Raw genomic sequence first — 12,580 nt, 5'->3', positions numbered from 1 at the left:
GCACTCTCCAAAGCACCGTCAGCTTGCGGCCGGAGGAGCCCCGCGCTCCACCGGCACCGGCAGGATAATGGGATCGGCAAACACTACCGAGCGGTTGAGTTCGATCGCCCCGAGCACGGCGGTGGCGAAATTGTCGGCCGTGATGCGCCCGCCATAGGGGGCGTGCAGCATGGTGTCGGCGATGAGCGGCGTCTCGACCGGCCCGGGGAACAGCGTGTGCACGCGGATGCCGTGCTCGGCCACCTCTTCCGCCAGCGTGGCGAACAGCGCGGCGATTGCGAATTTCGAGCTGCAATAGGCCGGCGCCATCGGCCGCCCGCCAAGCCCGTGCGGGGTGGTGGAAGAGCTGACCGCGGCGATGTCGCCGTCGCCCTGCTCGATCATCGCCGGCAGCACCGCCTTCACCGCCAGGAACACGCCGTGCAGGTTGATGTCGATCACGCGCTGGAAGGTGGAGAGCGGCAGGTCGCGCGTCGCCTTCGGCAGGCGTTCGCCGCCGGCCGGGCCCTCTCCCAGTGCCGCCGCGGCGAGCATGAGGTCGACGCGGCCGTAACCGGCGATCAGCGTCGCGAGCGCGCCGAAGGCTTCCGGGTCGCCGACATCGAGCGCGAGCGCCTCGTGGCGGCCGGGGCCGAGGGCGCGCAGCGCGCCCAGCGTCTCCTCGAGGCGCCCGGCGTCGCGCCCGACGATCGCAACCGAGCCGCCCCGCCGTGCGAGCTCCTCGGCGATGCCGCGGCCGATGCCGCTGCTGCCGCCGGTGATGAGGCTGACATGACCGGTCCGCAACTCAGTGGCTCCGGCCCGGGCGATCGTCGCCGCGCAGAATGGCGCGCAGCCGGCCGCGCCGGTTTTCGAGCGATGGCGGGGCGATGCGCTCGCCGCGCCTCTCGTTGATGGTGAGGAAGCGGTCGACGGCGCGGGCGAAGCGCACCGGCTCGACCACCGGGAAGAAATGCCCGGCGCGCGGCACCGTGATCAGCCGCGAGCGCGGCAGGTGGTCGAGCAGGGCGTAGGCGGTCGGCAGGCAGTGCGACAGCGCGCCGAACAGCAGCAGGGTGGGGGCGGTGACGCGGGAGAAGAAGTCGGTCTCCAGCGGTGTCTCATCCTCGAACTCGGCGCCGGCGGTGGTGCTGGCGAGCATGGTCTGCCAGTTCTCGCGGCCGCGATTGCCCATGTCGCGCGAGCGCAGCGAGATGCGCCGCTGCGTGCGCGCCGTGCCGGTGCCGGCGAGGTCGCCGCCATATTTGTTGAGCTCGGACAGCAGGCGGAAGTCGATGATGGAATCGTCGCTCGGCGGCTCCTCGAGGCCGAGTGCCATCAGCTCCTCCTTCCAGCTCTTCCAGTGCGGCCAGTCGCGCAGGCGCATGGGCGGCTGGAAGGCGCGGATCTGCGTGTCGGCGACCACGAGGCTGCGCACCTTGTCCGGGTGCAGCCCGGCGAAGGCCAGCGCGACGCGCCCGCCGAAGCTGTGGCCGACGATGTGCGCCTGGGCGAGGCCGAGATGGCTCATCAGCGCGCTGAGGTCCGCCACCATGCTCGGCAGCCGGTAGCTGCTGGGCGGCATGGAGGAGCGGCCATGGCCGCGCAGGTCGTAGAGCAGCAGGTGCCGGCTCGCGGCGAGGTGGCGCCCGCCGCCGAGATACCAGAAGGCGAGATTGGCACCGAGACCATGGATCAGGATGACGTCCTCGCCCGCGCCGAGGCGCTGGTAATGGACCTCCAGGTCGTTGAGGGCGAGCATCGGCATGGAAGGGGTTCCAAAGGCCGGCGCCGGCCTGCGGAGCCGGGCGGCCCCGCACGCCCGGCAACGCGGTCAGTCCATGTAGCCGAGGATCTTGAGCTGCTTCATCAGGGCCTCGCGCTCCTCTTCGCTCGGCTCCTCGCGGTCGTCCTCGCTGGTGCCGGCCGCCTGCGTCGCGCCGCCGATCACCGCCTCGCGGGTATCGGCGAGGGCGGCCTGCGGCACCTGGCCGTCGAGGTCGCTGGGCACCGGCAGGCCCATCAGGGTGAGGATCAGCGGGGCGATGTCGAGCAGGCTGAAGTCCTCGACCCGCGCGCCCTTGCGGAAGCTCGGCCCGTAGCCGACGAAGATGCCGGCCGGGCGGTGGGTGCCGTCGGCTTCCTCGCGCTGGGCGATGATCTCGCGCGCCTTGAGGATCGAGACGAAGCCGCCGTCGCGCAGGCGCAGCGTGATGTCGGGGCAGGGCTCGACATAGCTGGTGCCGCGCAGCTTGTTGAGATCGGCGCCGAGCACGATCTTCTCGCCGTTGACCGGGTCGCGGATCTCGAGCAGCTCGCGCTGCAGCTTCATGGCGAAGTCGAGATAGTCCTCCTCCTTCACGCCCGAGCCGGAGCCGAGATCCTTCTTGATGTAGATCGCGTTGCTGGAGGGGGTGGGGCAGAAGGCGGTGGTGGCCTGCCACTGGATCATGCCGAGATGGTCGCGGATCTTCTCGGCGGTGAGCTGGCCGAGCGCGTCGTCGGCCGCCGTGTTGGACCAGGTCAGGTAGCCGTTCCGCGACAGCCACTCGTTCACGTAGAAGATCTCGGTGGTCGGGCCGAAGCCGTGGTCGGAGGTAAGGATGACGTCGGTGTCCGGCCCCGCCGCCTCGACCATCTTGCGGATGTTCTCGTCGAGCTTGCGGTAGAAGCCGAGGCACAGCTCGCGGATCTGCTGGTACCAGGCGTCGCCGTCCTTCTTCACCAGCTCCGGGTCGACGAAGCGCCAGAACAGGTGCTGCACCTTGTCCGGCCCGTCGAGCACGACAGCGGTGAGGTCGGTCGGGTCGGTGGACAGGATGTAGCTCGTCATCTCGGCCCAGGCGGAATCGCGCCGGTCCTGCAGCTCGATCCACTCGACGTGCTCGCCCTCGTGCAGGCCCTGCACGCACTTCTTCTCCTCGCCGATATCCATGCCGAGGTCGCGATAGTCGAACTTGTCCATGGAGCGGACCGTGTCGAACAGGCTCTTCGGGTGGATGCCGTGCCGCAGGTGCCTCCAGGGCACGAAGCCGGAGATGACGTAGCCGTCGATCGCTGGCGCCGGCGACATGCCGTAGAAGTTCAGGCTGGTGGCCCGCTTGCCGCGGCGATTGACGATCGACCACAGCGTCTCGCAGTGGTTGTCGCGGAAATCGTTGATCTTGAGGAACACGCCCCCGTCGCGCATCGTGATCGGGCGCAGGAAGTCGTAGATGCCGTGCGCCTCGGGACGGCGGCCGGACACCATCGAGGTCCAGGCCGGCGGCGTCAGGGGATTGCGCGTCGACATGAGATTGGCCCGCACGCCATTCTCAAGAATTGACCCCAGGAAGGGCATGATTCCCTGTTGAATCAGGGGGTCGAGCAACGTAAAGGTGGCTCCGTCGAGCCCGATCATCAAGACTTTCATCGAATCGCACCCTCCACCGCCGCCCCCGGCGCGATACACGGTAATTCGAACTGTTCCCGTTACATCAAACGGCAACTAGAAACGTCTTCTTTTCGCAGCTGCGAGAGCCTATCATTGCCTCAAATGGATGGAAAGGCTGTGCGTGCGCGGCCCCTGCCCTTAAGCTAGCATGATGCGTCGAGGCGTTTCACGACGGAATCGGCGCGTTACGGCGACGCGGATTTCGCAGGCAAGATCGATGCCGCGGCCGCCAGATACGAGGTGACTTGCATGAACGGGCCACGCGAGGCGAACGGGACGAGCGGGGCCGCGACGCCCGCTGCCCCGACATCGGCCGGCACGCACGACGCCCGCCCCTCCCGGCCCCGCATCCCGGCGGCCGGCCTCTCCGAGGCGGTGCCCGCCCCGGCGGCCCGGCACCGGCGCGCGCCGATGCCGCCCCCCGCGCCCGCGGTGATCGAGGACGTGATCCCGGTCAACAACGCCAACAGCGAGAAGATGCAGCAGATGATGCATCTGCAGGACTTCCTGCACAGCTCGCTGGAGATGGACCTCAGCACGGCGACGCTGGACAGTTCCAGCACGCCGGAGGAGATCGAGAGCCACATGGCGGATCTACGCCACCGGGTCGGCATGCTCACCGCACTCTCCAAGGTGCTGGTCGAGGAGATCGACATGCTGGAGGCCGCCCTGCTGCGCAGCCGGCAGAAGGCCGGGAACTGACGCGCAAAAGGCAAGTCGCAGGGCTGGAGCGCAGAAGGCTGGCACGCCCATAACCCTGCGCCGTTGCATCGCTAGGCGGACCGCCGCTCCAGCGGCGAGCGGAAGGCCGGATTGGCGAGGAACGCCGGGTCGTTGCCGAGATTGGCCCCGGCAGGCCCGAGCCCGGCGAAGGGCGAGTTCTGCGGTTGCATCATCGCGTCGAGCGCGGCGTCGTCGCAGGGCAGCGCCAGCGCGGCGCACAGCTTGCGCAGCGTGGTGCGGGGCGCCTGCTCGAAACCTTCTACGGAGAGCTCGGCGAGCTGGCCGTCCGGCAGCGCCTCGAAGAAGCGGGCGAGGGCGCCCTGGCGCTTCTGCCCGCCGGCGGACTCGCGCCCGCCACGCTCCGCCGCCGGCGCGACCAGCCGGACCACGCTGGCGCCGGGATAGGACCGCTGGATCACCTTCAGCGCGTCCAGCTTGAGCGAATAGGCGCGGCTGGGGTCGACCATGCGCCGCGGCGCCACCTTCACCCGCAGCTCCTCGAAGATGCGCCAGGTCGGCAGCGACATGCGCCGGATCATCCAGCGGCGGGCCATCGCCACCGCGTCCATGCTCTGCTCGCCGCTCAGCAGGTAGGCGGCGGCGCGCAGCAGGCCATGGAACTGGGCGTTGTGCGGCTGGTTCAGCCGGAACGCGACCTCTTCCAGATTGTCGCCAACCAGCAGGTTGAGCTCGGGCATGCCGAAGCAGGCCGGGTGCTGGCCGAGCATCGCGCCGATCAGGGCATGGCGCCCGCCGGCGGCGGCGCCGAGGACGAAGATGGGCTGGGCACTGTCCTGCACGGGCTGCGTCCGTTGCTGCGCGGTGGCGGCGATGGTCTCGCTCATCACGGTATCCACGACCAGACCTCGACCTGGAAGAAGCGCACGATGAAGCGCAGGAAGGCCTGCCAGGTCATCATCCGCGCGCCGTCGACCTTCGCATAGCCTGTCATGCCCGATTTCAGCGCGCCATTCCCGTTCGGGATGGTTGCCTTGACGCGCACCACCATGCCGTAGCTGCGCTTCGAGGCCGCGGGGGCGATGGAGACGACCTTGCCGAGGATCGGCGTGTCGCTGTAGCCCCAGGCCTTGATGCGTACGTTGTCGCCGGGCTGGATCAGCGAGATGTCGGCCTCGGGCAGGTCGATCTCGGCATCGACCGTGCGCATGTCCTCGGTCTCGAGCAGCGCGTCGCCCGACCTCAGCCACTTGCCGACCAGCAGGTGGAGATTGGGCGTGACCACGCGCCCGTCGGCCGGCGCCCGGATATCGGTGCGCTCCAGCAAATCCTCGCGGTATTTGAACTCGGCGGACAGGCGGTCGACATCGGCCTTGCGGGCGTCGATCTCGCTCTGGGTGGCGGCGCTGCGCACGAGGTCGAGGCTGGCGATGGCGACGTTGAGCTTGGCGACGTCGCTGTCGTAGCGCGACTTGGCGCGCTCATAGGCGGCGGGCGAGGCGGTGCCGGTCTTCTCGAGCTCGGCCTGCCGCTTCATCTCCGCCTCGGAGAAGGCGACGCTGGCGCGCTGCGAGGCGACCTCCTTCTCGGCGACCTCGACCTGCTCGGCCTTGGCGCCCTCAACCAACTGCTGGAGCTTGGCCTTCGCCTCGTCGAGGCGGGCGCGGGTGATCGCCACCTCGTGCTCCTGGTCCCAGGAGGAGAGCTTGCCCAGCACCTCGCCCTCCGTCACCCAGTCGCCCTCGCGCACCATCACCTTGACGATCTCGCCGTCGGTGCGGGCATTGGCCTGGTTCTCGGCGATCGGCAGGATGTTGAAGGAGCCGGACGCCTCGTATTCGTAAGGCAGGAAGGCGACCGCCAGCAGGAACACGCAGACGATGGCCCAGAACACCCGCCCCCAGGCGGCGACGTTGGTGCGCGGCTTGGCGGGGGCGGCGGCCTGGCCCGGCTTGCCGGCCGGCGCGGCGACCTCGCCCGCAGGCATCGGCACCCACGACGTGCGGTGGTCGCGGGTCAGCATGGCGATGAACCAGATCAGGCAGGAGAGGCAGAGCAGCAGGAAGATGCCCATGCCCGCGCCGCCGACCTCCACCTCCAGCACGATGGCGAAATAGGTCAGCAGCGTGCCCACGAACAGCAGCGAGCACAGCACCGCGCCGATGCCGAACAGGATCAGCGCGGTCTCCTCCTCCGGCTTGACCAGCATCGGGCGCGGCCGGCCGGTGAGCCAGTTGCGCAGCGAGGCGAGGGCCTTCTTCTTGAGGTTGGGATCGCCGAACCAGACGGTCAGCCAGTTCATGCCGTCGGCGGGCATCAGCGGGAAGGCGATGATGAGGAATTCCATCAGCGCCGCCTGGGCCACCACCAGCGCATAGCCGGAGAAGGTGGTGCCGTTCTCGTGCAGCATGCTCCACAGCACCGTGCCGCCGGAGAACATCCACAGGCGGGCGGCAAGCGGGGCGCCATAGGCCCAGAGCTGGCCGCTGCGGTCGAGCGTCGGGATCGCCGACTTGTCGACGAAGAAGCGCGGCAGGATGCCGAGCTCGACCACGATGCCGAACTGCTTCACCTCGCCGCCCGCGTTCTGGATCACCGTGCCCTGCGTCATGCGGGCGGTGGAGTTCACGATCAGGAAGCTGACCAGCATGCTGGCGATGGTCGACCAGGTCCAGGTGATGGCCTGAAGGTCGGCCGAGAACAGCGTCCATTTCTGGAACACCACCATGCCGGCGAACACCACCGTCGGCCACAGCAGCCAGTGCAGGTAGCGCATCGGCCAGAACAGCACGGCCAGCAGGGCGAAGAGATATTTCGGGTTGAACAGCGACACCCGGTCGGACGGCGCGCGCTCGGCCTCGCCGCCGCCGCGCCCGCGGCCGGCGAGCGCCGCGAACAGCGCCTCGCGCCCGCCGCCGGCACCCATCGCCCCGCCCAGACCGCCGCCGCCTCCAAGGCCTCCACCGCCTCCGAAGCCGCCGCCGCCGGGGCCGCCGCCTCCGAAGCCGCCGCCACCGCCAAGCCCGCCGCCGCCGCCGAAGCGGCCGGCGAAGCCGCCACCGCCCGCGAACCCGCCTCCACCGAAGCCGCGCCCCCCGCCTCCGGCATGCCTGGCTTCGCCGGCCGCGCCCTCACCGCGGCCGCGCCCGCCGGGCTTCGCGCCGTGGCGCGCCGACGTGCCGCCGAACAGCTCGTCATCCATGTCGCCGAGGAACAGGTCGGCATCGAAGGCTGGCGCGGCGACCGATTCCTCGACCACCGAACGCATCGCCGCCTGGGGGGACGCCGGTTCGGCGGCATCGTCCTTGCCGCGGCTTTGCGTGGAGGAAGAGGTGGGGGCCGGCAGGGCGAGGCGCTCGCTCGCCGGCAGGACGGTGGGCGCGGTACGCCGCGCAGGCGCGTCCGAGACCTTGCGTTCGTGCCGCCCGGCCCGGCCCGCCTGCTTGCCCGCAAGGCGCTCGGCGCTGGTCGCCGGCCGCGTCCGGCGCCCGCTCTTCGGGGCCGGAGAGTTCGGTCCCGCCCGCCGCGCCTCCGCCAGCGTCGCGTCGCCATGTCCGGCCGATGAGGGGGAAGCCGTCGCAGGAGTGGCGGTTGCGACCATATCCATTGCCGGCCCGGTACCGTCGGCGGATGTCGCGTCGATGCCGGGCGGGTCCGGCGGGCCTGGCGGATCGGCCGCCCGGGGGGCCTCGTCGGCTGCGCCCGCTCTCCCGGCCTCGCTTCCCGACGCCTCGGGACCGGAAGGTTCATCGGTGACCGGAGTCGACTCCATCGCCGGTTCGGGCGCCGGGTCGTATGGGGCGAGGTCCCTTGCCTGCCAAGGGCTGTCCTCGCCGGAAGGCGGCGCATCAGGGCGACGGATGGTCTCGTCGAAGTCGTTCAGAGCCTCGAACATCGCCTCATGCGAGGTGGCGAGTGCCTGCGGCGGGGCGTCCTGCGGCGAAGGCTCGTCGGGTGGGAGAGAGTCCGCCGAGGGTTCCGGCGGCGGGTCGGGGCGTCGGATGGTCTCGTCGAAGTCGTTCAGCGCCTCGAACATCGCTTCATGCGACACGGCCGGCGTCTGCGGCGGGGCGTCCTGCGGTGGAGCCTCCTCGGGTGCCGGAGCCTCAGAAGCGGGCGGCTCCCGGGGCGAGGCGGGACGGCGGATGATCTCTTCGAAATCGTTCAGCGCTTCGAGCAACGCGGCGCGGTCGATCGCCGGCGCGGGCGCAGGCTTGGCCTGTGGCGCAGGAGGAGAAGCCGGCGGTGCTGGCTGTGGCCCGGCGACCGGCGCCGCGCTGTCTCCGGCAAGCCGGCGCTGGCGCGGGTTGATGCGCGCGCTGGTTCGCGTCCGGGCAGCCTCATTCTTTGCCGGCGAAGGCACGGGATTCCTGGCGGGTGCAGGGCCCTGCGGTGCGGGCTTGCGGTCCGCCGGGCGCGTGCCGGCCGGTGCGGGCGCGGCGTCGCGGCTGCGCAGCGGCGTGCGCGGGGCGACGCGCATGCTGGGGCGGGTCGCGGTCGCCGCGGGCGGCGTTGCATTGGCGGGCGACGCGCTGGCCGGCGCCGGCGCAACGCGGGCCTTCGGAATAGCGGCCCGGGTCGCGGCGGCAGGGGGGGCAACTTGCGCGGCGTCGGCGCCGTTCAGCAGGCCGGCATTGCGCAGGCGCCGCTGCATCGTCTTGCGCGCCAGCAGGTCGATGTCGCGGCCGAACCGCTCGCGATGGCTCCTGTCTGCGCCGGTGCGGCGGGTCTCGTCGAACAGGTCGAGGACGTAGAAGTCCGGTCCCTCGAACATGGTCTCGGCGCCGGTCGAAGGATCGCGCACCCAAGCGACGCCGAGCGCTTCGTCGCGCCGGATCGCGAGGTCGGCGCGCAGCCATCGTTCGGAGGAGCGGGGGCTTCGGGAGACGTCAATCATGACGATGCACGTTGCTCCGGTTCAACCCAGGCGCGGGCCCGTTCCCGGAGGAGCGGGACGCCCGCCGCGCCGGCCCGCGCATGACGGAACTGTCACTTCCAATCATCGACGTCAGCCATCAACCCAGATTCAGGAAACATCGTCCAGCGATTTGATGACATCAAGAGCGCAGCAGTCTCTTGTCCGGCGTAAATAGCCGGCGCGCCGGGCCCGAGCGAATGAGCGGCTGCGCTTCCAGGCCTCGGCGGCCGCCGCCTGCGGCGCCACTTATTGGTCGTTGCTCCGGTATTATATTGCAGAAAAGCAACCGGAAGCACAGGATTTGCCCGCGAGGCGGGCAGGTAGGCTTTCGCTGCGCCCAACACTTTGGCACTGCTACGTGAATTGCAAGCCGGCAGGCGCGCGCCCCGTCGTTGCGTCATGTCGTATACTCAAATTGAAAAATATTATTTATATTGAGTACGTTCGCACCTTTGCGGTCATCCGAAAGTGCAGTCAAGTCGTTTATATCAACGAGTAGTGGTCGGGAATATTATTCCAAACAACGGTCTGGCCGCCGCCGGTGCCCCAGTATAGGGATCGAGGTCGCGACCACTTGCGAAAGCGGAAGATTCGCGCTGGTCACTCTTGTCAGCGAAATACTGAAGAAGTAGGCTTCATGTTGCATTGCGGAATGTAGGTCACGTAGGGGGCGGTGGTCAAACTCCACCAATACGTGACGGGGTGGGGTGTGTGGAAATGGTCGGGGCGCGAAGTGGGCGCCGCGCGGCGGGCGCGGGCGGTCGGTCTGAAATCCAGGGCGCGGTGGCCGCACTGAAGAGCGGCGATGCCGCCGGCGCGCGAGTGCTGTTCGAGGAACTGGTGAAGCGGCGCCCGGGCGAGGCGTCGGCCTATGTGGGCCTCGGCCGGGCCTATTTCATGGAAAAGGACTACGCGTCCGCGCTCGAACACTTCCAGGCCGCGCTGGACATCGATCCCAAGCAGAAGATCGCGCTGCTGTTCAGCGCCGAGTGCCGGGCCAAGCTCGGCGATACTGTCGGCGCGATGGAGGAGTATGAGGAGGTCGGCGAGATCGCGCCCTCGCTGGCGCTCGGCCAGATGCGGCTCAGCCGGCTGCACAAGGACCGCTCGGAATTCGACGAGGCCGAGCAGCGCCTCAAGGAATCGCTGGCCTTCAACCCGCAGCAGGTGCCGGTGCGCGTGATGCTGGCGGACCTCTACGAGAAGCAGGGCCGGAGCGAGGAGGCCCGCGAGGAGCTGGAGCGGCTGCTCGACATCAAGCCGGACAGCTCGATCGCGCTCTACAAGCTCGGCCGGCAGGCGCTGCGCGAGAAGAAATACGATCTCGCGCGCCAGCTTCTGGAAGAGGCGAGCGAGCTCTCACCGGACAACTCGGTCATCACCTACGCGCTCGGCGGTGCGCTGATGGCGCTCGGCCGGTTCGCGGCCGCCATCAGCGCCTTCAAGCTGGCGCTGGAGCACAATCCCAAGCTGATGATGGCGTCGCTGCAGATCGCGGACTGCCACGTCGCACTCGGCCAGCATCAGGAGGCGCTGGCGGTGCTGGGCGAACTGACGCGCAAGCATCGCCGCGTCGGCATGGTGCACAAGCGCATCGCCGACATCTACACCGTGCTCGGCCGTTACGGCTACGCGGTCGAGGAATACCGGGCCGCCGTGTTCAACCTTCCCGACCTGCTGGAAAAGAACGTCGAGATCGCCGCCCTGATGGAGAGCGCGGACGGCGACGAGGAACTCGCCAGGAAATTCCAGGCCTGTTTCATCGGCATCAAGGATGAAATGCAGACCAATCCCGAGGCGCGGCCGAACATTCGCGAGGGGCGGCCGTCGCGCGGCCGCCGCGCCCTGTTCGCGCGCCGCGGACAATGACGGATCGGACCCGGTATCATGCCGCGTAATCTCGTCGTGATGATCCTCGACAGCTGTCGCTTCGACAGCTTCGTCGAGGCCCGGTCGAGGAATTTCCGCCGGCTCGGCGAAATCGAGCAGCGCTGGTCCTATGCATCCTGGACCGCGCCGTCCCATTATTCCTACCTGATGGGCCTGGTGCCGCACCGCTCGCCGCAGCACGTCTACGCCTCCGAGGTCTACAAGAAGGACTTCTCAAGCTGGGTCGACCGGCTGAACATCCCGGATCTCGGCTTCAACAAGTTCATCCCGCAGCTTTCACTCGCGAAGGTGCTCGGCGACCACGGATATGTCTGCAAGGCCAAGGTCTCTATGCCCGTTCTGAATGGCTTCACGCTGTTGAACAAGTATTTCGCGGACTACAAGCTGATGCCCAACCACAATGATTTCGCCGGCATGGTGAAGGAGATCGAATTTGCGGCCGACAAGCCGCATTTCTATTTTCTCAACCTCGGTGAGACGCACTACCCCTACATGCTCGACGGCTCCAAGCTGCCGCATATCTCGGGCGTGCACGGGGCGGTCAAGCAGCTCGCCAAGGGCGAGGACGGGGGCGGGCGCGTGGGGACGCAGGGCGACGACTTCTTCGACGCCGACGCGCTGCGCGGCCTGCACGAGCAGCAGATCCGCTGCGTGGACTATGTCGACGAGCTGTTCGGCGCACTGATCGAGAAAAGCCCGCCGGACACCTACTTCGTGGTGATGGCCGACCATGGCGAAGCCTTCGGCGAGGGCGGGTATTTCGGCCACGGACCGGTGATGCACGAGAAGGTGTTCGAGGTTCCGTTCGTGGAAGGACTACGCCCGGCCTGACGGTCGGCGTGCACGGGAGTATAATACTGACGGAAAGCTTGGAGCTTTCGCGTTCGACAAAGACAAACGCACGGGGGCGTGTGATGAATGCGGAAAACGACGACAAGCTGATGGCCAAGCTTGCCGAGCTGAAGCGCCGGCGGGCAGAGGGCGGGGCGGCCGACGCGGCGGCCGGCCGGGCGCGCACCGCGCCCAAGGCACAGGGCGCGGCCGAGGACGTGTTCGCCGGGGGCGCCGGTGCGGGCGGCGCGGCCGGCGGCGGGCAGCGCGGTGCGATGCTGCAGCGGCTTCTCGCCAACAAGGAGGGCGGCGGCGCCGGTGGCGACAAGCGCGCCGCGATCCTTCAGCGCCTGATAGCGAAGAAGAAGGGCGACGGGGCCGGCGTGGGCGGCGGGGATCGCCGCGCGGCCATTCTCCAGCGCCTCATGGCCAAGGAAGGCGGCGGGGGCGACAAGCGTGCCGCCATCCTCAAGCGCCTGATGGAGCGGGGCGGCGACGGCGGCGAGCCGCGCGGCGAGATGCTCAAGCGCGTTCTGGCCCGCAAGCAGGACGGGGGCGGTGGCAAGGGGCCCGGCGCGGGCCTCGGCGGCGGGCAGGGCGGAGGCAGTGCGGCCCTGATGAAGCTTCTGGAGCGCCGGCTGGAGAAACCCGGCGCGGACCCGAAGGAATCGCGCGAGCAGATCGAGAAGCTGATCCACAAGCTGGAAGCGCGGCTCAACAAGCTCGACGCCAGGCCGGCCGACGAACTTCCCGCCGACAGCAGGCCGACGGACAAGACCGACTGAGCGTCGCGGAACGCACCGGGCCGGCCGGCGAGGCCGCCTGCGCACCGCGCGTCCATCGAAGAC

At 69.1% G+C, this 12,580-nt stretch carries 9 protein-coding genes; 4 read left to right on the top strand and 5 right to left on the bottom strand.

Features of this window, described 5'->3' with window-relative positions; all coding sequences use genetic code 11:
* Window positions 1–18 precede the first annotated feature (18 nt).
* From NVS89_RS03210 to NVS89_RS03200, 3 genes are all read right to left on the bottom strand, one after another.
* Window positions 19–786 (bottom strand): SDR family oxidoreductase, encoded by a 768-nt coding sequence (locus NVS89_RS03210; RefSeq protein ID WP_258731037.1) that lies wholly within the window; start codon window positions 784–786, stop codon window positions 19–21.
* A 1-nt stretch (window position 787) separates the two neighbouring features.
* Complete coding sequence (locus NVS89_RS03205; RefSeq protein WP_258731036.1) at window positions 788–1,747, bottom strand: alpha/beta fold hydrolase; 960 nt, start codon at window positions 1,745–1,747, stop codon at window positions 788–790.
* A gap of 66 nt (window positions 1,748–1,813) precedes the next feature.
* A complete protein-coding gene (locus NVS89_RS03200) occupies window positions 1,814–3,379 on the bottom strand; it encodes an alkaline phosphatase family protein (protein WP_258731519.1) in 1,566 nt (521 codons plus the stop codon).
* A 282-nt stretch (window positions 3,380–3,661) separates the two neighbouring features.
* Between NVS89_RS03200 and NVS89_RS03195 the strand changes: the two genes are divergently transcribed.
* Window positions 3,662–4,114, top strand: a complete 453-nt coding sequence (locus tag NVS89_RS03195) for a hypothetical protein (protein ID WP_258731035.1) — start codon at window positions 3,662–3,664, stop codon at window positions 4,112–4,114.
* 71 nt (window positions 4,115–4,185) lie between these two features.
* Here the strand turns inward: NVS89_RS03195 and NVS89_RS03190 are convergent, their stop codons facing one another.
* Together NVS89_RS03190 and NVS89_RS03185 are read right to left on the bottom strand one after the other, a co-directional pair.
* Window positions 4,186–4,980: a sulfotransferase gene (locus tag NVS89_RS03190; RefSeq protein WP_258731034.1), complete on the bottom strand. Its 795-nt coding sequence runs from the start codon at window positions 4,978–4,980 to the stop codon at window positions 4,186–4,188.
* Entirely contained in the window at window positions 4,980–8,990 is a 4,011-nt protein-coding gene (locus NVS89_RS03185; RefSeq protein ID WP_258731033.1) for an HlyD family secretion protein, read from the bottom strand. The genes NVS89_RS03190 and NVS89_RS03185 overlap by 1 nt, the downstream gene beginning before the upstream one ends.
* Before the next feature lie 804 nt (window positions 8,991–9,794).
* Between NVS89_RS03185 and NVS89_RS03180 the strand changes: the two genes are divergently transcribed.
* The 3 genes from NVS89_RS03180 (at window position 9,795) to NVS89_RS03170 (ending at window position 12,517) form a co-directional block, all read left to right on the top strand.
* Entirely contained in the window at window positions 9,795–10,880 is a 1,086-nt protein-coding gene (locus NVS89_RS03180) for a tetratricopeptide repeat protein (protein WP_258731032.1), read from the top strand.
* Between the two features lie 18 nt (window positions 10,881–10,898).
* Window positions 10,899–11,732, top strand: a complete 834-nt coding sequence (locus NVS89_RS03175; RefSeq protein WP_258731031.1) for a sulfatase-like hydrolase/transferase — start codon at window positions 10,899–10,901, stop codon at window positions 11,730–11,732.
* 83 nt (window positions 11,733–11,815) lie between these two features.
* Window positions 11,816–12,517 (top strand): hypothetical protein, encoded by a 702-nt coding sequence (locus tag NVS89_RS03170; protein WP_258731030.1) that lies wholly within the window; start codon window positions 11,816–11,818, stop codon window positions 12,515–12,517.
* Window positions 12,518–12,580 lie beyond the last annotated feature (63 nt).

Source organism: Ancylobacter mangrovi (assembly GCF_024752355.1).
In the GTDB taxonomy this organism is placed as follows: domain Bacteria; phylum Pseudomonadota; class Alphaproteobacteria; order Rhizobiales; family Xanthobacteraceae; genus Ancylobacter; species Ancylobacter mangrovi.
This window is presented reverse-complemented; position numbering and strand designations above follow the sequence as displayed.